Genomic DNA, 19657 nt, shown 5'->3' on the forward strand with positions numbered 1-19657 from the left:
CGAGCACCCCGCGACGAAAGGCACGAGTCATGCAGAACCCGTTCGACAACCCGGACGGCACGTTCCTGGTGCTGCGCAACGAGGAGGGACAGCACTCCCTCTGGCCGTCGTTCGCCGAGGTCCCGGCGGGCTGGACGGTGGCGCACGACAAGGCCGGGCGCCAGGAGTCCCTGGACTACATCGAGCACAACTGGACCGACATCCGGCCGCAGAGCCTGGTCGCCGCCATGGAGTCCGAGCCGGCATGACGGACGACCGCAGCGGTGAAGCCGTGGTGGTGACCGGACTCGGCGCGGTCACCCCCCTCGGAGCGACGGTCAAGGACACTTGGTCGGCGCTGCTCGCCGGGCGCGGAGCCGTTGCGGCCCTGGACGAACCCTGGGCGGCCGAGCTCCCGGTCCGGATCGCGGCGCGGGCCGCGGCCGGACCCGGGGAGCTGCTGGACCGGGTGCTCGCCCGCCGGGTGGACCGGGTCGGCGCCTTCGGCCTCGCCGCCGTCCGCGAAGCCTGGGCGAACGCGGGCTACACCGGACCGGCCGGCACCCCCGACACCCCGGACCCGGAACGGGTCGCCGTGGTGCTCGGCACCGGCATCGGTGGCGTGCACACCGTCGTGAACAACCACGAGGAACTGCGCACCCGCGGGGCACGCCGGGTGTCGCCGCACGCCGTGGCGATGCTGATGGGCAACCACACCGCCGCACTGGCCGCCCTCGACGTCAACGCCCAGGCGCAGGCGTCGGCCCCGGCCACCGCCTGCGCGGCCGGCGCCGACGCCATCGCCACCGCGCTGGACCTGATCCGGCTCGGCCGCGCCGACGTCGTCGTGGCGGGCGGCGCGGACACGGGCGTCCACCCGCTGGTCGCCGCCGCGTTCGCCGCCATGCGCGCACTCTCCGGCCGCCACGCCGAGCCGCACCGCGCCTCCCGGCCGTTCGACCGGGACCGGGACGGCTTCGTCCTCGGTGAGGGCGCGGGGGTCCTGGTGCTGGAGAGCGAGCGCCACGCCCGGGCCCGCGGGGCACACCGGTACTGCGTCCTCGCGGGCGCCGGTCTGGCCTCCGAGGCCCACCACCCCACCGGCCCGCGCCCGGACGGCCGCGGCCTGGCCGCCGCACTGCGCCGGGCCCTGGCCGACGCCCGGCTCGACCCGGCCGAGGTCCGGCACGTCCAGGCGCACGCCACCTCCACCCCGGCCGGCGACGCGGCCGAGGCCGCGGCGCTGCGCACGGTGTTCGGGCCGGGCGCCGTCCCGGTTTCGGCGATCAAGTCGATGACCGGCCACCTGCTGGGCGCCGCCGGCGGGCTCGCGGCGGTCGCGGCCGTCCTGTCCCTGTCCGACGGCGTCGTCCCGCCCACCGTCAACCTGGAGAACCCGGAGGAGGGCCTCGGACTGGACGTGGTCCGCGACACCCCGCGCGAACTGCCCGCCGGCCCCGCCGCCGTCCTCTGCAACGCCTCGGGCTTCGGCGGGCACAACGTGTCGCTCGCCTTCGCCCGCTGAACCGCTTCCTCGTTTCCGTTCCGCTTCCGAAGCGCCGTACCGCCGTACTTCCGTAGTGCCCTGTCGAAATCCACACCTGTGAGGTCGAGAACGTGCGACGCACCATGCTGAAGTCGAAGATCCACCGCGCCACCGTCACCCAGGCCGAGCTGCACTACGTCGGCTCGCTGACCCTGGACCCGGTCCTGATGGAGAACGCCGACCTGCTGCCCGGCGAGCTGGTCCACGTCGTCGACGTCGACAACGGCGCCCGCCTGGAGACCTACGTCATCGAGGGCGAGCGCGGCTCGGGCGTGGTCTGCATCAACGGTGCCGCGGCCCGCCTGGTCCACCCGGGCGACACCGTGATCATCATCGCCTACGCCTCGGTCGAGAACGACGAGGCCGCCGACCTCAAGCCGGCCGTCGTCTTCGTGGACAAGGCCAACGCGGTCGTGAAGGTCGGCGTCGACCCGGCGTCCTGACCGTCGACTCCCCCGGTGCCCGCCGCCTTGTGCGCGGCGGGCACCCGCCGTTCGCCCCCTCCAGGGCTCCTTCAAGCTCCAGCGCTCCTTCAAGACCCCTTCCGGGCCGTAACCCCTCAACCCGGTTACACCTATCCTGGCCCCATGACCGACGGGAACGACCGGAACCCCACCCCACCCGGGCTGGTCCTCACCACCCCCACAGGCAGCCGCTTCCCCTTCGACCCCGGCGCGCTCTGCCTCGAACTCCTCACCACCGGCGGCCCCGGCCCGTACGCCCGCTACGAGGTCCTGCACCAGCCGGCCGACCTCGCCGCCTGGCTCCCCCAGTCCCGCCTGCGGCTGCCCGCCGACGCCGTCCGGATCACCGCCCCCGAGCTCGCCGCCGCCCGCACCCTGCGCGACGCGCTCTGGCGCCTCACCGCCGCCCGCGCCCACGGCGAGCCGGGCCCGGCCGAGGACTACGCCGCGCTCAACCGGGCCGCCGAGCACCCCCCGCTGGTCCCCCGGATAGCCCACGACGGCACCGCCGCCGCCCCACTGCCCGCCGACGGCGCCCAGCTGGTCTCCACCCTCGCCCGGGACGCCATCACCCTGCTCACCGGCCCGCACGCGGGCCGGATCCGCGAGTGCGGCGCGCACAACTGCCGACTGATCTTCGTCGACACCTCACGGCCCGGCCGGCGCCGCTGGTGCTCGATGGAACGCTGCGGCAACCGCCACAAGGTCCGCGCCCTGCGCGCCCGCCGCGATACCGGGGCACCGCCCCCGCCGTTCCCCGCCCCGGCCGCCGCCTCCTCCTCCTTCCCCTCCCCCGCCGCCGGGCGTTCACCAGCTGATCGACCGTCTGAGAGCATGGGCTGATGCGACCGCTGTACTCCGTCCCCCTCGGCTTCGCCGCCGCCGGCGCCGCCTGCCTCGCCTACTCCGCCGGCTACGAGGTCCGGGCCTTCCGCCTCCGCCGGGTCGAGGTCCCCGTCCTCCCCCGCGGTGCCCGGCCCATCCGGATCCTTCAGGTGTCCGACATCCACATGGTGAGCGGCCAGGGCAAGAAGCAGCGCTGGCTGCAGAGCCTGGCCGGCCTGCGCCCCGACCTCGTGGTCAACACCGGCGACAACCTCTCCGACCCGCTCGGCGTCCCCGCCGCCCTCGACGCGCTCGGGCCGCTCATGGAGTTCCCCGGCGTCTACGTCTTCGGCTCCAACGACTACTACGGCCCGGCCCGCAAGAACCCGGCGCGCTACCTCCAGGCCATGCGCAGCGGCGTCCACGGCATGAACAACCCGGACGGCACCGCCAGCCGCGGTATCAGCGGCGCCGTCCACAACCCGTGGGAGAAGCTCCGCGACGGCTTCGACGCGGCCGGCTGGCTCAACCTCACCAACACCCGCGGCCGCCTCCCCGTGAACGGCCTCGACATCGAGTTCACCGGCCTCGACGACCCGCACATCCGCCGCGACCGCTACAGCGAGGTGACCGGCGGCCCCTCCGCCGACGCCGACCTCTCCCTCGCCGTCGTCCACGCGCCCTACCTGCGCGTCCTCGACGCCTTCACCGCCGACCGCTACCCGCTGATCCTGGCCGGCCACACCCACGGCGGCCAGCTCTGCATCCCCTTCTACGGCGCCCTCGTCACCAACTGCGACATCGACACCCGCCGCGTGAAGGGCCTCTCCACCCACACCGCCGGCGGCCACCGCTCCCACCTCCACGTCTCCGCCGGCTGCGGCACCAACCGCTACACCCCCGTCCGCTTCGCCTGCCCCCCCGAAGCCACCCTCCTCACCCTCACCCCGACCCCCCGCTGACCCCCACCGGACGCCCGCCCGAAACCGGATTTCGTGTCTCGGCGAGCGTCCGGTAGAGTTCTACTCGTTGCGACGGAGACAGAGCAACAAACCGCAGGACCGGGGTGTGGCGCAGCTTGGTAGCGCGCTTCGTTCGGGACGAAGAGGCCGTGGGTTCAAATCCCGCCACCCCGACCCAGTGCAGAGGGCCCATCGGAGAAATCCGATGGGCCCTCTGACGTTGTGTACGCCGTCTTCCCGACGGGCGAGCCGTCAGGCCTCCAGGTCGGCGCCCGATGCCGCCTCCCGGATTCCGCGCCTGCTCCACCGCGCGGCGAGCGGCCACCCCGCATCACCCCGCCTTCCGTCCGGCGGTGCGCGCACCAGCCGGCACTGCAGGTCCCACCTCGTGACGGCCGTGAGACCGGGCCCACCATGCACGCCGAGCCCTCGGCCACGGCCGAGGCCGGCCTCAGAGGGCTGTGGGGAGTTCGGTGCGGGAGGTGATGTTGAGCTTCGGGTAGGCCTTGTAGAGGTGGTGGGCGACGGTGCGGGGGCTGAGGAAGAGCTGGGCGGCGATGTCGCGGTTGGTGAGGCCTTGGGCGGCGAGGCGGGCGATCTGGAGTTCCTGGGGGGTGAGGGGGGACTGCGGGGTGCCTGAGGGGGTGGGGGCGGGGGTGCCGGTGGCGGAGAGTTCGGTGCGGGCTCGGGCGGCCCAGGGGTGGGCGGCGAGGCGGTCGAAGGTTTCCAGGGCGGTGCGCAGGTGGGGGCGGGCGTCGGTGCGGCGGCGGGTGCGGCGCAGCCACTCGCCGTAGAGGAGGGCGGTGCGGGCCTGTTCGAACGGGCGGTGGCCGGGTTCGTGGAGGTCGAGGGCGGCGCGGTAGGCGGATTCGGCGAGTTCGTCGGGGCCGAGGAGGGCTTGGCAGCGTAGCCGCAGGGCGTGGGCCCACGGGCGGTCGGCGGTGGTGGCCCAGCGGGCGAAGCGCTCGTACGGTGCGGCGGCGCGTTCGGGGGTGCCGAGGCGGACGGCGGCTTCGACCAGGTCGGGGACGGCCCGGGTGGCGCTGACGTGGTGCCGGTGGGGGCCGGTGGTGAGGGTGTGCAGGCGGTCGGCGGCGTCGCCGGCGCGGCCTTGGCCGAGGTCGAGGAGGGCGAGCGCCCACTGGGCCCAGGGGAGGCCGGCCGCGGGGGCGGCGGTCTGCGGGCCGGTGGTGGCGAGGGCGGTGGCGGCGAGTTCGGTGCAGTGGTCGGTGCGGCCGTCGAGTGCGGCCAGGTAGGCGAGCAGCGCGGTGAGTTGGCTGACCCACTGGTGTTGGCCGGTGTCGCGGGCGAGGCCGAGGGCCTCGGTGGCGGTGAGTTCGGCGTCGCGGTGGCGGCCGTGGAAGAGTTCGGCTTCGGCGAGGAAGAACTGCAGGGTGGGCATCACGCCGATGGTGCCCTTGGCGCGGGCTTCGGCGATGAGTTCGCCGCCGAGTTCGGCGGTCTCCTCGTCGCGGCCGAGGATCAGGGTGGCGCCGCACAGCTGGACGAGGTCGACGGGGCTTTCGGCGCCGGCCCGGCGGGCGGCTTCGGCGGCTTCCCGGACGGGCGGCGGCGGTGTGGCGGGCCGGCCGAGGGCGGGGAGGACGGCGGCGGGCAGGTGGCGGGCGAGCGGGGCGAGGGGGTCGCCGTCGGCCAGGGGGAGGGCGGCGAGCCGGTCGAGGACGGCGATCACCGGTTCCTCGCCCGCGTACCAGGCGGTGTGGAAGGCCTGGAGGAGCATCCGGGCGGCGTACGACGGGTCGATGCGGGTGCCGGCGGCGTCGAGGAGCAGCCGGTAGGCGGTCGGGTACGAGCCGCGCCAGAAGTGCGCGGTGGCCCGGACCTGGTCGAGCAGGGCGTGCGCCAGGACGCTGTCGGTCCGGGCGGCGGCCTCGTCGGCGAGCACCTCGGCCCGGACCGACTCGCCTTCTTCGGTGGCTGCTTCGGCGGCCAGGACGAGTCGGCGGGTGGCGGCGTCGCGGTCCGGGGTGAGCCGGGCGGCGCGCTCGTACGCGGCGGCTCCGCCGTGGGCGCCGCGGCGTTCGGCGCGGACGGCGGCGCGTTCCAGGGCGTCGGCGAGGTCGGCGTCGGGGGCGGTGGCGGCCAGGGCGAGGTGCCAGGTGCGGCGGTCGCCGTCCGGCAACACGTCGGCAATGGCCCGGTGGATCGTCAACTTCTGGTGGTGTGGCGCACGTTGGAGGATGGCTGAGCGCAGCAGCGGGTGCCGGAAGGCGATCCGGCGGTCGGCGGTGACCGTCACCAGGCCGGATTCCTCGGCGGGGGTGAGGTGTTCGGCGGTGACGCCGAGCGCGGCTGCGGCGGCCAGGACGACGTCGAGTTCGCCGCGTTCCTCGGTGGCGGCGGCCAGGAGCAGCGTCTGGGTGGCCGCGGGCAGGCCGGTGGCCTGGCCGTGGAAGGCGATCAGGAGCCTGCTGGTGAGCGGCAGGCCGCCCGGTGCGTGCGCCTGCGGCCCGGCGGCGACGGGGAGTTCGGTGAGGGCGAGCGGGTTGCCGGCGGCTTCGGCGAGCAGCCGGTCGCGGACGCCGGCGGGCAGGTCGGGGCCGGCCCGTCGGGTCAGTAGCCGGGTGGCGTCGGTCTCGGCCAGGGCGGTCACTTCCAGCTCGGGGAGGCCGAGTCGGTGTTCCGTTGAAACACCGGTGCCGGTGAGGCTGCCGGCGCCGGTGAGGCTGCCGGTGCCGGTGAGGCTGCCGGCGCCGGCGCTGGTTCCGGTGCCGCCGGCGGTGCGGGAGGCGAGCAGCAGGGCCACTCCCTCGGCCTGGAACCGCCGGGCGGCCAGCAGCAGCGCGTCCAGCGAGGCCCGGTCCAGCCACTGCGCGTCGTCCAGGACGCACAACAGCGGCTGTTCGGCGGCGAGTTCGGCGAGCAGAGCGAGCGTGGCGAGCCCGACCAGCAGCCGGTCGGTCGGCCTGTCAGTCGGCCGATCGGGGGAATCCCCGTCGTCGGCGAGCCCGAACGCCGCCTCCAGGGCCCGCCGCTGCGGCCCGGGCAGGGCGTCCAGCCGGTCGAGGCCGGGTGCGAGCAGCAGGCTCAGCCCGGCGTACGGCAGCTCGGCCTCGTACTCGACGCCCGCCGCCCGGATCACCCGGAACGCCGCCCCAGCCCGCGCGACGGCGTCGTCCAACAGCGCGGTCTTGCCGATGCCGGCCTCGCCGCGGAGCAGCAGGACGCCGCTGCGGCCGGCCCGGGCCGCGTCCAACAGTCCGTCCACGGCGGCCTGTTCGCTTTCCCTCCCGTACAACATGCCCCCGACCCTATCCATCCGGCCTGCGCCGCCCCAGCGCAGAAGCCCGACGGGCGGGGCCATCGGTACCCCCCGCACGAACCTACGTACCCCCCTACCTATACGTGACGGATTCGCCGTCGCCCGCCCGTCCCTACCTTTGTGAGCACCGGGAACGACCCGGCCAACCGCCCACCGGAACACGGGAGATGACGATGACCGACATCACCACCGCCGCCCTCCAGCAGCTCGCCGAGCGCTACCTCGCGGTGTGGAACGAGACCGACCCGGCGGCCCGCCGCAAGCTGGTCGACGAGGTGTGGGCCGAGGACGGCCGCTACACCGACCCGCTGGCCGCGGTCGCCGGCCGGGACGCGATCGACGCGCTGATCGGCGCGGCCCAGGCCCAGTTCCCGGGGCTGGAGTTCACCCTCGGCCCGGTGGACGCGCACCACGACATCGCCCGCTTCATCTGGAACCTCGGCCCGGCCGGCGCGGAGCCGGTGGTGATCGGCTTCGACGTGCTGGCGGCCACCCCGGACGGCCGGATCGGCGCGGTGTACGGATTCCTCGACCGCGTGCCGGGCGCCTGAGGCCACCGGGCCGCAGCCGTCACCTTCCCGCAGGAGGGGCGGGCCGCTTCCCCTGGCCCGCCCCTTCCTTCGCCGCGCCGAACCGCCGAACCGCCGGATCCCTGGACCGCCGAACCACCGGACCCCCGTACGGCCGACCCACCGAACCGCCAACCCCCTTGAGGAGACCCCGAGATGAGCACCGCCCTGCACACCCGGCGGCCCGCCCCGGCGCCGCCTGCCACAACGATGGCGGCACCGGCCCCCAAGGGCCTGCTGCCGGTCGTCCTGACGGCCACCTTCATGACCGCCCTCGACATCTTCGTCGTCAACGTCGCCCTCCCCTCCCTCCAGGCCGACCTCGGCGCCGGCCCGGCCGCCGTCCAGTGGGTGATGGCGGGCTTCAGCCTGGCCCTCGCGGCCGGCCTGGTCACCGCCGGCCGTCTCGGCGACCGCTTCGGCCGCCGCCGGGTGTTCGGCCTCGGTCTGGCCCTGTTCGTCCTCGCCTCGGCAGGCTGCGGCCTCGCCCCCACGGCCGCCACACTGGTCGGCGCCCGGGTGGTGCAGGGCCTGGCGGCGGCACTGATGGGCCCGCAGGTGCTGGCGATCCTGCGGACCGCGTTCAGCGGCGCGGCGCAGGCTCGGGCCTTCGCCCGGTACGGGCTGACCATGGGTGTCGGCGCGGTGTTCGGCCAGCTGATCGGCGGATTGCTGATCCGGGCGGACCTCTTCGGTCTCGGCTGGCGCAGCTGCTTCCTGATCAACCTGCCGATCGGCCTGGTCGCCCTGGTGATGGTCCGGCGCTGCCTGCCGGAGTCCCGCGCCCCGCAGCGGCCCGGCCTGGACCCGGTCGGTGTGCTGCTGGTCACCACGGCGCTGACCGCCCTGGTGCTGCCGCTGATCCAGGGCCCCCAGCTGGGCTGGCCGCTGTGGACGGTGCTCTGCCTGGTCGCCTCGCTCGCCCTGCTCGCCGCCTTCGCCGTGCACCAGCACCGCACCACCCCGAGCGACACCACCTCGCGCGACACCGCCGCGACCGCCACTGCCACCGCCACGGCGAGTGACACCACTGCCACCGCCACCCCGCTGGTCGACACCCGTCTCTTCCGCAGCCGCACCTTCAGCGCCGGTGTGCTCGCCCAACTCGCCTTCTGGCTCGGCCAGGGCTCCTTCTTCCTGGTGCTCGCCCTGCACCTGCAGTTCGGCCGCGGCCTGGACGCGCTCGGTGCCGGGCTGGTCTTCACCGCGATCGGCCTCGGCTAGCTGATCACCTCCACGACCACCCACCGGTTCACCGCCCGTCTCGGCGGCCCCCGCACGATCTCCGTCGGCGGGCTGCTGATGGCCGCCGGGCTGGGCCTGCTCGCCCTCGCCGTGTACGACTTCGCGGACGGCAGCGTCTGGTGGCTGGCACCCGGCCTGTTCGTGGACGGGCTCGGCATGGGCCTGGTGATCGCCCCGGTCACCGCCGTCGTCCTGGAGGGCGTCGAGCCGCGGCTGGCCGGCTCCGCCGCCGGGGTGGTGGCCACCGTGCAGCAGGTCGGCGGGGCGGTCGGGATCGCGCTGATCGGCCTCGTCTACTACGGCGCCGGGGACGCGACCGCCGCCTTCGGCCACAGCGTCCTGGCGCTGGCGGTGCTGGAGCTGGTGCTCGTGGGCCTGGTCCGCCTGCTGCCGCGCGAGAGCTGACCGGCCTACGCAAGGCCCGCCCACGAGCTGACCGGCCCGCGCAAGGCCCGGCCCGCCGACGCAGAGGCCGCCCCGCCGCACCAGCGCCGAGCGGGCACGAACCGGCGCGACCCCCCTTCGTGAACACCCCCGAACCACCGGGCGGGTGGCCTCAGGCCCACCCGCCCGTTCCATTCCCTCCCCCCGATCGGGTTGGATGGTCGGATGAGCGAGGAGAAGAGCGCCGTACCGGCGTGGGAGCAGCGGTTCAGGGCGGCCCGGGTGTCGCTGCCCGACTGGGCCGAGGACGCCCCGGACCGGGCGCTGTACGTGTCCAACGCGACCGGCACCTACGAGGTCTACGCCTGGGACCGCGCCACCGGTGCCCACCGCCAGGTCACCGACCGCCCGAACGGCACCACCGACGCCGAGCTGTCCCCGGACGGCGCCTGGGTCTGGTGGTTCGACGACCAGGACGGCGACGAGTTCGGCGTCTGGCGCCGCCAGCCGTTCGCGGGCGGCCCGGACGAGGAGGCCGTGCCCGGCCTCGCCCCCTCCTACTCGGCCGGCCTGGCCCTCGGCCGCGACGGCACCGTGGTCGTCGGCCGCTCCACCGACGAGGACGGCACCACCCTGCACCTGCGCCGCCCCGGCGACGCCGAGCCGGTCGAGATCTACCGGCACGCGGAGTACGGCGGCGTCGGCGACCTCAGCCACGACGGCACCCTGCTCGCCATCGACCACACCGAGCACGGCGACGCGATGCACTCCGCGATCCGGGTCGTCCGCCTCACCGGCACCGGCACCCCCGCCGTCGAGACCACCATCGAGACCGTCGCCGAACTGGACGAGGTCACCGGCCGGGACGAGCCGCGCGGCGTCGCCTGCCTCGGCTTCGCCCCGGTCGAGGGCGACACCCGCCTGCTGGTCGCCCACCAGCGCACCGGCCGCTGGGAGCCGATGATCTGGGACGTCGCCACCGGCGCCGAGACCGCGCTGCCGCTGCGCGACGAGCAGGGCCGCGAACTGCCCGGCGACGTCTCCGCGCAGTGGCGCCCCGGCGCCGAGGAGCTGCTGGTGGAGCACGAGTACGAGGCGCGCAGCGAGCTGTTCTCGTACGCGCTCGCCGACGGCCGGCTCACCCGTCTCGACACCCCGCGCGGCACCGTCGGCGGTGCCACGGCCCGTCCGGACGGCACCGTCGAGTACCTGTGGTCCTCCGCCGCCGAGCCCTCCGCCGTCCGTTCCACCGCCGGGACGGTCGTGCTGCGGGCGCCCGGTACGGTGCCGCCGGGCTCGGTCCCGGTCGAGGACGTCTGGGTGGACGGGCCCGGCGGGCGGGTGCACGCCCTCGTGCAGCGGCCGGCCGGGACGACCCCCGAGGACGGCCCCCTGCCGACCGTGTTCGAGATCCACGGCGGCCCGACCCACCACGACAGCGACTCCTTCGCCGCCGGCCCGGCCGCCTGGCTGGACCACGGTTTCGCGGTGGTCCGGGTCAACTACCGCGGCTCGACCGGCTACGGCCAGGCCTGGACCGACGCCCTGCACGAGCGGGTCGGCCTGATCGAGCTGGAGGACATCGCGGCGGTCCGGGAGTGGGCGGTCGACAGCGGCCTCGCCGACCCGCGCAGGCTGGTGCTCACCGGCGGCAGCTGGGGCGGCTACCTGACCCTGCTCGGCCTCGGTGTCCAGCCCGACGCCTGGGCCCTCGGCGTCGCCGCCGTGCCGGTCGCGGACTACCACGCCGCGTACGCCGACGAGATGGAGGCGCTCAAGTCGCTGGACCGCACGCTCTTCGGCGGCACCCCGGAGGAGGTGCCGGACCGCTTCACCGCCTCCTCACCGCTGACCTACGTCGAACAGGTGCGGGTCCCGGTGTACATCAGCGCCGGGGTCAACGACCCGCGCTGCCCGATCCGGCAGATCGAGAACTACGTCGAGCGGCTGGAGCAGCTCGGCAGGACGCACGAGGTGTACCGGTACGACGTCGGGCACGGGTCGCTGGTCGTGGAGGAGCGGATCAAGCAGCTGCGGCTGGAGATCGACTTCGTCCGGCGGCACCTGGGCGCGGCCAAGTGCGACGGCGACGGGGAGTCGGTGTGAGACGGGCGCTGATACTCGCGGGGGCGGTGGCGGCCGGGGCCCTGGTGCTCACCGGCTGCTCCGGATCGCACAGCGACAACGCCTCCTGCCCGCCCCCGGCCGTGCCGGCCGTGCCCACCACCGCACCCGCCGCACCCGCTGTCCCGGCCGTCCCCGTCACGCCGCTCGCCACGGCGACCCGGGCGAGCGCGGTCGGGGCGGGGGCCCCGGTCGTGCCGGCGGCCTACGCCGCGTACGAGCCGGCCGACGGGGACGGCACGGTCCAGCTCGCCAAGGGCTCGAAGGGGTCGAGCGGCTCCAAGGGCTCGTCGGGCTCGTCGGGCTCGAAGGGGTCGAGCGGCTCCAAGGGCTCGAAGACCGGGCGCACCGTGCACCACCACATCGACCACTACGACTCGAACGACACCACCGGCAGCGTCCACAACCACTGCTTCGGCAACCCGACGCCGGTGCCCGTCGGCTCGACCACACCGGCCCAGCCGCTGATCCCGGCACCGACCCCGACGCTGGCCCCGACGCTGCCGCCGGTCAAGCCGCCGGCGGTACCGCCGGCACCGACCAAGCGCTGAGGCCGACCAAGCGCTGAGGCCAGCCAAGCGCCGACCAAGCGCTGAGGCCGAGGACCGGCCAGGCGGTCGGTCCCTCGGTCAGTCCAGGACCGGGTCCAGTCCCAGGGCCCGGTCCTGCTCCGCCTCTGCCTCGCGGCGCACCAGGCGGAACCACATGAAGACGACGAAGCCCGCGAAGACGAACCACTCCAGCGTGTAGCCGAGGTTCTGGAACGCGCGCAGGGTGAGCCCGTCCCCGCCCTCCGGCTGCACGGTCGGTACGGAGGTCAGGCCGGCGGGCGCCTCGTCGGCGGCCACCCAGCCGTCGTACCAGCCGTCGTACTCGAGCACGTTCAGCAGCGCGGCCCGGTTGATCATGCCGAGCTGCCCGGCCGGCAGACCGCCGGCCACCGCACCGTTGCTGCCGACGGCCTCGTTGGCCTGCAGCCGCCCGGTCACCGTCACCGACCCGCCCGGCGGCAGCGCGGCGGCCGATCCCGCGGTCCCCGCAGCCGGCGCCCCGGGCGCCCACCCGCGCACCACGGCCACGGCGTGCCCGTCGGCGGTGCGCAGCGGGGTGAGTACGTAGTAGCCCTGTTTGCCGTCCACCACCCGGTTGGGGACGAGGAGCTGGTGCTCGGTGTCGTAGCCGCCGGTCACCGTGACGGGCTTGCCGACGGTCTCCGTGGTCACCTGCGGGGTCGCCTGGTTGAGCAGCGCGTCGATCGGCCTGGCGTCACTCGAAGCGGTGATCGCCTGCTTGGTCTCGTTGTGCGTGGACACCCGGTCCTCGAACCGGCCGAGCTGCCAGGAGCCCAGCCACACGCACACCGCCACGGCCGCCACGGCCAAAGCGGTGCCGCCCAGCCATCGCGGAGTCAGGAGGAACCGGTACACACCCCCCACGGTAACCACTCCTCACACCCACCCCGCCCCCAGGGCCCGGTCCTGGCCCTCCTCACCCCGCCGGTCTCATCACCCCGCCGACGGGCTCACCCCGCCGACGTCCTCACCCGACCGAGGGCGAACCCGTCGGCTGCGGCGCCGAACCGCCCACCGACTGCACTCCGCCCCGGTACAGCGTCCCGCTGCAGGCCAGGGGCAGGGTCGCGGTGGCGGCGGTGGGGCTGCCCGGGGCCGGGGTGTGGGCGATGGTGGCGGTGGGGGCCGGGGTGGTGGGGTCGGTGGTCGGGGTGGCGGTGGGGCTGGGGGCCGTGGTGGGGCCCGCCGAGGGGGATGTGGTGGCCCGGGGGTTGGCGCTGGGGGCGCTGGTGGCGCCGACGGCCGGGACGCCCGAGGCTGCCGCAGGGGCCTGGGAGGTCAGGGATGCCTGGTTGGCGCCGGTCGGGGCGCTGGTGGCGACGCCGGGGCCGGTGGTGCAGGTCTGGTCGGGGATCCAGGCGAACGGCACCCGGTATCCGGTCTGCGGGGCGAGTACCGGCGGTTCCGTGTCCATGGCGGTCAGGCCGCCGGCCGGGTCGCCCGGGGAGTGGTCGGCGGTGCGGATGCGGTTGCGGTCGCCGCCGCTGACGCCGGTGACGGCGACCGCGCCGGGCCCGCCAAGGCGGCAGCTGTGCCCGGAGACGTTGTAGACGGTGAACGAGCCGTAGATCCGTCCCGTCGCGTCGGCCGAGCCGACCTGTGCGGCGCCGTCGCCGAGGTCGGTGCGGGTGCAGAGCGGGATGATGTCGCTGTCGCCCGTCCCGGCGGTTCCGGTGGGTGAGACGGTGCCGTCGATGTGCGTGGCCCCGGTGCCGGGGGTGTGGGAGGTGGCGGGCGTGCCGGCGGCCGGCGGGGTGGCTCCGGTGCCGCTCGGGCCTGGGGGCGGGGCGCCGCCGGTGCCGCTGGTGCCGATGGCGGTGCCGCTGGGGGCGGTGGCGGCGGGGCTGTTGGCGTCGGCGGTGCCGGGGCCGCCGGAGAGCCCGAGGTGTTCTCCTTCGTGCAGGACCGGGAGGGCGATCGCGACGGCGAAGGCGAGGGCGGCGGCTCCGGTCCAGGCTCCGCGCCGGGCGGCTCGCCGGCGGGGTACGGCTCGCCGGATCCGGGGTAGTCCGCCGGCGGAGGGCTGGATCCCGGCGACGGCGTGGTGCAGGAGTTCCCGTACGGCTCGTTCGTCGGACGACAGCCCGGACACCCCGGAGAGCTCCGAAACACCCGCAACACCCGAGACACCCGAGGACCCCGGGGGCACCGGCGACCCCGAGGGTTCGGCGGCCACCCCGTCCACCCCGTCGACGCCGTCCACCGCCCGCCGCCCGGTGCCGTCCGCCCCAGCCCCAGCCGCAGCCCCCGCCTCAGCCATGACCGGCCTCCATCTGCGTGCGCAGGGCGGCGATTCCGCGCGATCCGTAGGCCTTCACCGAGCCGAGCGAGATGCCCAGGGTGTCGGCGACCTGCGCCTCCGTCATGTCCACGAAGTAACGCAGCACCAGAACCTCCCGCTGACGGCGTTGCAGACCACGCAGCGCGGCCTTCAACTGGTCGCGCTCCAGGGCATCGTAGGCACCTTCTTCTGCACTGGCCATGTCAGGCATGGGCTTCTGCAGCAGTCTCAGGCCGAGGATCCGGCGCCGCAGCGTGGAGCGGGACAGGTTGACGACCGTCTGTCGCAGGTAGGCCAGGGTCTTCTCGGGCTCGCGGACCCGGCGCCGGGCGGCGTGCACCCGGATGAACGCCTCCTGGACGACGTCCTCGCAGGTCGAGAGGTCGTCGAGGAGCAGCGCGGCGAGCCGCAGCAGCGAGCGGTAGTGCGCCTGGTAGGTCTCGGTGAGCAGGTCCTCGCTGGTACCCGCGTCGGTACCGGCGCCGGAGTCCGCCGCACCCCGTGCGGCCGCCGTCATCAGGTCGTCTTCCGGCCTACTCGCAGGCCACGGGGCGCGCGAGGGGAACGACACCGCGGCTCTCGCCGGAATGCCCGCCCTTGCCCCCACCATCACGTTCGCCACGCCCGTTGGACACTCGATCCCCTGTCATGGTTGCCCAGCCGGGGGCCCATTCTTCCGCATGGGCGGAAGCGGCCTCCAGGGGATTCCCTCGGGATTCCGGACAGATTGTGTCGAGGAGCGGACACAGGTATGGACACAGGTGTGGACACAATCGGGCACATCGGAACGAATGTCAGGCCTCACGGACCCGGTCCACCGCCGGCTCAGCCTTGGTCCACCGTCAGCTCGCCGGCCACCAGTTCGGCGATCTGGAGCAGGTTGAGCGCCGCTCCCTTGCGCAGGTTGTCCCCGCACAGGAACAGGTCCAGTGCCTCCGGCTCGTCCAGGGCCCGGCGTACTCGCCCGACCCAGACCGGGTCGGTTCCGACCACGTCGTTCGGCGTCGGGAACTCGCCGGCCGCCGGGTCGTCGTAGAGGACCACGCCGGGTGCGTCGCGCAGGATGTCCTGCGCGTGTTCCTGGGTGACTTCCCGTTCGAACCGGGCGTGTACGGCCAGCGCGTGGGTGCGGACGACCGGGATGTGGACGCAGGTCGCGGAGACCTTCAGGGCGGGCAGGCCGAGGATCTTGCGGGACTCGTCCCGGATGCCCAGCTCCTCGGCGGCCCAGCCGCCCTCGCGCAGTCCGCCGGTCCAGGGCACGGCGTTGTACGCGAGGGGGGCGGCGAACGGCCCGTGGTCGGCGATGACCGCGCGCAGGTCGCCGGTCTGCCGGCCGACCTCGGTGCCCGCCACGAGCGCGGTCTGCTCGCGCAGGGCCGCCTCGCCGTCGCGGCCCTCGCCGCCGGCGGCCTGGTAGGAGGCGACGACGAGTTGGGTCAGCCCGTATTCGGCGTGCAGCGCACCGACCGCCGCGATCATCGCGAGGGTGGTGCTGGCCGGGCTGGCGACGATGCCGCGCGGGCGGATCCGCAGCGCGGCCGCGTTGATCTCGGGGACGACCAGCGGCACGTCCCCGGTGGTGCGGAAGGCGGCGGAGTCGTCGACCACCACGACGCCCTTGGCGGCCGCGATCGGCGCCCACTGGGCGGAGACCTCGTCGGGGACGGCGAACACGGCGATGTCGATCCCGGCGAAGGCCTCCTCGGTCAGCGGGACGACTTCGACGGCCTCGCCGCGCACGACCGGCTTGCGGCCGGCCGAGCGCGGGGAGGCGACGAGTCGGACCTCGCCCCACACGTCCTGACGGAGTGAGAGCAGGCCGAGCAGCACCTCGCCGACCGCGCCGGTGGCGCCGACGACGGCGAGGTTCGGCCGCCGGGTCATCGCCCGGTGCCTCCGCTGCGCTCCCGGGTCATCGCCCGGTGCCTCCGTAGACGACGGCCTCGTCCGTCTCGCTGTCCAGGCCGAAGGCGCTGTGCACGGCGCGGACGGCCTCCGGCACGTCCTCGGCACGGGTGACGACCGAGATGCGGATCTCCGAGGTGGAGATCAGCTCGATGTTGACGCCCGCGGCGGACAGCGCCTCGAAGAAGGTCGCGGTGACGCCCGGGTTGGAGCGCATTCCTGCGCCGACGAGCGAGATCTTGCCGATCGCGTCGTCATAGCGCAGCGACTCGTAGCCGATGCCTTCCTTGACCCGGCCGAGCGCGTCGATGGCCTTCTGGCCCTCGGTCTTGGGCAGGGTGAAGGAGATGTCGGTCAGGCCGGTCGACGCGGCGGAGACGTTCTGCACCACCATGTCGATGTTGACCTCGGCGTCGGCGATGGCACGGAAGATACGGGCCGCCTCGCCCGGCTTGTCGGGCACGCCGACGACCGTGACCTTGGCCTCGGAGGTGTCGTGGGCGACTCCGGAGATGATGGCCTGCTCCATCTCGCCCCCTTCGGGCTTGTTCGGGTTGTCGTTGCTGACGATCGTCCCGGGGAGACCCGAGAAGGACGAGCGTACGTGAATCGGGATGTTGTAGCGCCGGGCGTACTCCACACAGCGGTCGAGCAGCACCTTGGAGCCGGAGGACGCCAGCTCGAGCATGTCCTCGTAGGCGATCCAGTCGATCTTGCGGGCCTTCTTCACCACGCGCGGGTCGGCGGTGAACACGCCGTCCACGTCGGTGTAGATCTCGCAGACCTCGGCCTTGAGGGCGGCGGCGAGGGCGACGGCGGTGGTGTCCGAGCCGCCCCGGCCCAGCGTGGTGATGTCCTTGCCGGTCTGGGACACCCCCTGGAAGCCGGCCACGATCGCGATGTTGCCCTCGTCCAGGGCGGTGCGGATGCGACCCGGCGTCACGTCGATGATGCGCGCCCGGTTGTGGACGGAGTCGGTGATGACACCGGCCTGGCTGCCCGTGAAGGACTGGGCCTCGTGACCCAGGGATTTGATCGCCATGGCCAGCAGCGCCATGGAGATGCGCTCTCCAGCGGTCAGCAGCATGTCGAACTCACGGCCGGCAGGCAGCGGTGACACCTGCTCGGCGAGTTCGATGAGCTCGTCCGTCGTGTCGCCCATCGCGGACACCACGACGACGACCTCATGGCCGGCCTTCTTGGCGTCAACGATTCGGCGGGCTACGCGCTTGATGCCCTCGGCATCCGCAACGGATGAGCCGCCGTACTTCTGCACGACAAGGCCCACGTGCGCTCCTCGACTTGTGTCGTTTTCCGGGGACACCAGGCCCCCGTACCCCCCGGGGGGAGGGGGGTGTGCGGTCCGCGCCAGTCTACCGAGCAGGGGTGCCCCGACCGGCGCTTTCCATATGATGAGACGCCTGTTTCAGCAGGTGATCGGCGAAACGGGTGGCTCCACCGGCAGGTCTGCGGGCGATTCGGTACGACCCCGAAGAATCGGCGGGTCCACGGACGGCGACCCGGCCGGATTTCCTCTCCGGGCGGATCGCTGAGGCATCCGTCACAGTCGACATCCGTCACCCTCGGCGCCGCGACCGCGATCCCCGCTTCACCGGTTACCGCTTCACCGGTTGCCGGTTGCCGGTTACCGCTTCACCGGTTGCCGGTTGCCGTTGCTGCTTGCCGCTCACCGCTCACCCCTGCGGCCCTGGCCTTACCGCTACATCCCCAGCTCGGCTGCCATCAGGTCGCCCGCCTGCTGCTCCAGCTGCTCGTCGGTGAGCCCGTCGTCGTCGGTGTCCGCCCCGTCCGGCGCCGCGCCGATCGGGCTGTCCAGCCGGACGTGCGCGATCAGCGACTGCAGGGCCCGCAGCACCGCGGTGCAGGTCGTACCCCAGTTGGAGAGGTAGGAGAACTGCCACCACCACAGCGCCTCGCTGACCCGGCCCTCGCGGTAGTGCGTCAGGCCGTGCTGGAGCTCGCTGACCACGCCGGCCAGGTCGTCCGAGATCCGGAAGGCGTTGGGCTTCTCCGCCGGGCCGTACGGGTCGAAGACCTCGTGGTAGACGTCGATCGGCGCGAGCAGCTCGGCCAGCCGCTCGCGCAGCTGCTCGCCGTCCGGCTCCGGACCGGTGTCGGGCTCGAAGCGGTCCTCCGGGACGACGTCCTCGATGGCACCCAGCCGGCCACCGGCCAGCAGCAGCTGCGAGACCTCCAGGAGCAGCAGGGACACCGCGCTGCCCGGCTCGTCGCCCTTGGCGACCTCGGTGACGGCGAGCACGAAGCTCTCCACCGAGTCGGCGATCTGCACGGCGAAGTCGTCCGGCTCCGAGCCGTGCGCGTGGGTGTGCTGCTGGTTGATCGTCCGGTCAGACATCGAGCAGTCGTCTCCCTTCGAAGGCGCGGCCGAGGGTGACCTCGTCCGCGTACTCCAGATCCCCGCCGACGGGCAGGCCGCTCGCCAGACGGGTCACCTTCAGGCCCATCGGCTTGCAGAGCCGGGCCAGGTAGGTGGCGGTCGCCTCCCCCTCCAGGTTGGGGTCGGTGGCCAGGATCAGCTCGGTGACCGTGCCGTCCGCGAGGCGCGACAGCAGCTCGCGGATGCGCAGGTCGTCCGGGCCGACGCCCTCGATGGGGCTGATCGCGCCGCCCAGCACGTGGTAGCGGCCGCGGAACTCACGGGTGCGCTCGATGGCGACGACGTCCTTGGACTCCTCGACCACACAGATGACGGCGAGGTCGCGGCGGGGGTCCAGGCAGACCCGGCACTGCTCGGCCTCCGCGACGTTGCCGCAGACCACGCAGAAGCGAACCTTGTCCTTGACCTCCAGCAGTGTGTGCGCGAGCCGACGCACGTCGATCGGGTCGGCTTGCAGCACGTGGAAGGCGATCCGCTGGGCGCTCTTGGGCCCGACGCCGGGCAGCCTGCCCAGTTCGTCGATCAGGTCCTGAACCACGCCCTCGTACAACGTCGCGCCTTCCTTCGGATGGTCGGTGGTGCTCCGGTGCCATCATCCAACGAATCGGGCGTCGGACACAGCGCCCGACGCCCGACTCCCACATAAATCACATAGGTCTGTCGTCTGAACTTCAGACCCGTTCGGCCTACTCGGCTCGGAACGGCGGGCTCAGGACGGCAGGCTCAGATCAGCCGGGTCAGAACGGCAGGCCGGGGATGCCGCCGCCCAGGCCCTGGGTCAGCGGGCCCATCCGCTCGGCCTGCATCTTCTGCGCGGTCTGGTTCGCGTCGCGGACCGCCGCCAGGATCAGGTCACCCAGGGTCTCGGTGTCCTCCGGGTCGACCGCGGCCGGAGCGATCGTCAGCGCCACCAGCTCACCGGCGCCGGTCACCGTCGCCTCGACCAGGCCGCCGCCCGCCGTACCGGTCACCTTCGCCTCGGCCAGCTCCTGCTGGGCCTTCGCGAGATCCTGCTGCATCTTCTGCGCCTGCTTCATCAGCTGCTGCATGTTGGGCTGGCCACCACCGGGGAACACGGCTCTCTCCTTGCTGTCAC

The 19657-nt window shown here is 73.9% G+C and carries 19 protein-coding genes and 1 tRNA gene; 11 read left to right on the forward strand and 9 right to left on the reverse strand.

Annotated features, from left to right (window positions below; all coding sequences use genetic code 11):
* Positions 1-29: 29 nt before the first annotated feature.
* The 6 genes from ACZ52J_RS28345 (at position 30) to ACZ52J_RS28370 (ending at position 3950) form a co-directional block, all read left to right on the forward strand.
* Positions 30-248 (forward strand): MbtH family protein, encoded by a 219-nt coding sequence (locus ACZ52J_RS28345; protein ID WP_465622739.1) that lies wholly within the window; start codon positions 30-32, stop codon positions 246-248.
* Entirely contained in the window at positions 245-1504 is a 1260-nt protein-coding gene (locus tag ACZ52J_RS28350; protein ID WP_465622740.1) for a beta-ketoacyl-[acyl-carrier-protein] synthase family protein, read from the forward strand. The genes ACZ52J_RS28345 and ACZ52J_RS28350 overlap by 4 nt, the downstream gene beginning before the upstream one ends.
* Before the next feature lie 92 nt (positions 1505-1596).
* The gene (panD, locus tag ACZ52J_RS28355) at positions 1597-1968 is read left to right on the forward strand and encodes an aspartate 1-decarboxylase (RefSeq protein ID WP_189913070.1); all 372 of its coding nucleotides are present in this window, start codon (positions 1597-1599) and stop codon (positions 1966-1968) included.
* A 144-nt stretch (positions 1969-2112) separates the two neighbouring features.
* The gene (locus ACZ52J_RS28360; protein ID WP_465622743.1) at positions 2113-2832 is read left to right on the forward strand and encodes a CGNR zinc finger domain-containing protein; all 720 of its coding nucleotides are present in this window, start codon (positions 2113-2115) and stop codon (positions 2830-2832) included.
* Complete coding sequence (locus ACZ52J_RS28365) at positions 2832-3776, forward strand: metallophosphoesterase (protein WP_465622745.1); 945 nt, start codon at positions 2832-2834, stop codon at positions 3774-3776. The genes ACZ52J_RS28360 and ACZ52J_RS28365 overlap by 1 nt, the downstream gene beginning before the upstream one ends.
* 100 nt (positions 3777-3876) lie before the next feature.
* Positions 3877-3950: transfer RNA gene (locus tag ACZ52J_RS28370), tRNA-Pro, on the forward strand.
* Positions 3951-4227: 277 nt separating this feature from the next.
* On the opposite strand, the gene ACZ52J_RS28375 is transcribed toward ACZ52J_RS28370, so the two are convergent.
* Positions 4228-7038: an AAA family ATPase gene (locus ACZ52J_RS28375; RefSeq protein WP_465622746.1), complete on the reverse strand. Its 2811-nt coding sequence runs from the start codon at positions 7036-7038 to the stop codon at positions 4228-4230.
* Between the two features lie 194 nt (positions 7039-7232).
* Here ACZ52J_RS28375 and ACZ52J_RS28380 point away from each other — a divergent pair, with 194 nt between their 5' ends.
* The 5 genes from ACZ52J_RS28380 to ACZ52J_RS28400 all read left to right on the forward strand — a co-directional run bounded on the left by ACZ52J_RS28380 (position 7233) and on the right by ACZ52J_RS28400 (position 11932).
* Complete coding sequence (locus ACZ52J_RS28380; RefSeq protein ID WP_465622748.1) at positions 7233-7610, forward strand: nuclear transport factor 2 family protein; 378 nt, start codon at positions 7233-7235, stop codon at positions 7608-7610.
* 174 nt (positions 7611-7784) lie between these two features.
* A complete protein-coding gene (locus ACZ52J_RS28385) occupies positions 7785-8852 on the forward strand; it encodes an MFS transporter (protein WP_465622749.1) in 1068 nt (355 codons plus the stop codon).
* A gap of 3 nt (positions 8853-8855) precedes the next feature.
* Positions 8856-9278 carry an MFS transporter gene (locus ACZ52J_RS28390; protein ID WP_465622783.1) on the forward strand — a complete coding sequence of 141 codons (423 nt, stop codon included), beginning with the start codon at positions 8856-8858 and terminating at the stop codon, positions 9276-9278.
* A 204-nt stretch (positions 9279-9482) separates the two neighbouring features.
* Positions 9483-11363 carry a S9 family peptidase gene (locus ACZ52J_RS28395; protein WP_465622751.1) on the forward strand — a complete coding sequence of 627 codons (1881 nt, stop codon included), beginning with the start codon at positions 9483-9485 and terminating at the stop codon, positions 11361-11363.
* Positions 11360-11932, forward strand: a complete 573-nt coding sequence (locus ACZ52J_RS28400; protein ID WP_465622753.1) for a hypothetical protein — start codon at positions 11360-11362, stop codon at positions 11930-11932. Before ACZ52J_RS28395 ends, ACZ52J_RS28400 begins: the two co-directional genes overlap by 4 nt.
* Positions 11933-12010: 78 nt before the next feature.
* On the opposite strand, the gene ACZ52J_RS28405 is transcribed toward ACZ52J_RS28400, so the two are convergent.
* The 8 genes from ACZ52J_RS28405 to ACZ52J_RS28440 form a co-directional block, all read right to left on the reverse strand.
* A complete protein-coding gene (locus ACZ52J_RS28405) occupies positions 12011-12808 on the reverse strand; it encodes an SURF1 family protein (RefSeq protein WP_465622755.1) in 798 nt (265 codons plus the stop codon).
* Positions 12809-12920: 112 nt separating this feature from the next.
* The gene (locus ACZ52J_RS28410; RefSeq protein ID WP_465622756.1) at positions 12921-14213 is read right to left on the reverse strand and encodes a hypothetical protein; all 1293 of its coding nucleotides are present in this window, start codon (positions 14211-14213) and stop codon (positions 12921-12923) included.
* Positions 14206-14751, reverse strand: coding sequence for a SigE family RNA polymerase sigma factor (locus ACZ52J_RS28415; protein WP_360496325.1), 546 nt, complete (start codon positions 14749-14751; stop codon positions 14206-14208). Before ACZ52J_RS28415 ends, ACZ52J_RS28410 begins: the two co-directional genes overlap by 8 nt.
* Before the next feature lie 308 nt (positions 14752-15059).
* Positions 15060-16121 (reverse strand): aspartate-semialdehyde dehydrogenase, encoded by a 1062-nt coding sequence (locus ACZ52J_RS28420; protein ID WP_465622759.1) that lies wholly within the window; start codon positions 16119-16121, stop codon positions 15060-15062.
* Between the two features lie 28 nt (positions 16122-16149).
* Complete coding sequence (locus tag ACZ52J_RS28425) at positions 16150-17430, reverse strand: aspartate kinase (RefSeq protein ID WP_360496331.1); 1281 nt, start codon at positions 17428-17430, stop codon at positions 16150-16152.
* A 432-nt stretch (positions 17431-17862) separates the two neighbouring features.
* Positions 17863-18519: a DUF5063 domain-containing protein gene (locus ACZ52J_RS28430; protein ID WP_360496334.1), complete on the reverse strand. Its 657-nt coding sequence runs from the start codon at positions 18517-18519 to the stop codon at positions 17863-17865.
* Positions 18512-19111, reverse strand: coding sequence for a recombination mediator RecR (recR, locus tag ACZ52J_RS28435; RefSeq protein ID WP_360496337.1), 600 nt, complete (start codon positions 19109-19111; stop codon positions 18512-18514). Before recR ends, ACZ52J_RS28430 begins: the two co-directional genes overlap by 8 nt.
* A 187-nt stretch (positions 19112-19298) precedes the next feature.
* On the reverse strand, positions 19299-19637 hold the full coding sequence (locus ACZ52J_RS28440) for a YbaB/EbfC family nucleoid-associated protein (RefSeq protein ID WP_465622762.1): 339 nt from the start codon (positions 19635-19637) through the stop codon (positions 19299-19301).
* Positions 19638-19657: the final 20 nt, after the last annotated feature.

This window comes from Kitasatospora sp. NPDC034035 (assembly GCF_055575755.1).

Excerpts from the sequence above, each read along its gene's own strand:
- ACZ52J_RS28345 (WP_465622739.1), top strand. The coding sequence starts at position 30 with ATGCAGAACCCGTTCGACAACCCGGACGGCACGTTCCTGGTGCTGCGC.
- ACZ52J_RS28350 (WP_465622740.1), top strand. The coding sequence starts at position 245 with ATGACGGACGACCGCAGCGGTGAAGCCGTGGTGGTGACCGGACTCGGC.
- ACZ52J_RS28360 (WP_465622743.1), top strand. The coding sequence starts at position 2,113 with ATGACCGACGGGAACGACCGGAACCCCACCCCACCCGGGCTGGTCCTC.
- ACZ52J_RS28365 (WP_465622745.1), top strand. The coding sequence starts at position 2,832 with ATGCGACCGCTGTACTCCGTCCCCCTCGGCTTCGCCGCCGCCGGCGCC.
- ACZ52J_RS28375 (WP_465622746.1), bottom strand. The coding sequence starts at position 7,038 with ATGTTGTACGGGAGGGAAAGCGAACAGGCCGCCGTGGACGGACTGTTG.
- ACZ52J_RS28380 (WP_465622748.1), top strand. The coding sequence starts at position 7,233 with ATGACCGACATCACCACCGCCGCCCTCCAGCAGCTCGCCGAGCGCTAC.
- ACZ52J_RS28385 (WP_465622749.1), top strand. The coding sequence starts at position 7,785 with ATGAGCACCGCCCTGCACACCCGGCGGCCCGCCCCGGCGCCGCCTGCC.
- ACZ52J_RS28395 (WP_465622751.1), top strand. The coding sequence starts at position 9,483 with ATGAGCGAGGAGAAGAGCGCCGTACCGGCGTGGGAGCAGCGGTTCAGG.
- ACZ52J_RS28410 (WP_465622756.1), bottom strand. The coding sequence starts at position 14,213 with ATGGCTGAGGCGGGGGCTGCGGCTGGGGCTGGGGCGGACGGCACCGGG.
- ACZ52J_RS28415 (WP_360496325.1), bottom strand. The coding sequence starts at position 14,751 with ATGACGGCGGCCGCACGGGGTGCGGCGGACTCCGGCGCCGGTACCGAC.
- ACZ52J_RS28420 (WP_465622759.1), bottom strand. The coding sequence starts at position 16,121 with ATGACCCGGCGGCCGAACCTCGCCGTCGTCGGCGCCACCGGCGCGGTC.
- ACZ52J_RS28430 (WP_360496334.1), bottom strand. The coding sequence starts at position 18,519 with ATGTCTGACCGGACGATCAACCAGCAGCACACCCACGCGCACGGCTCG.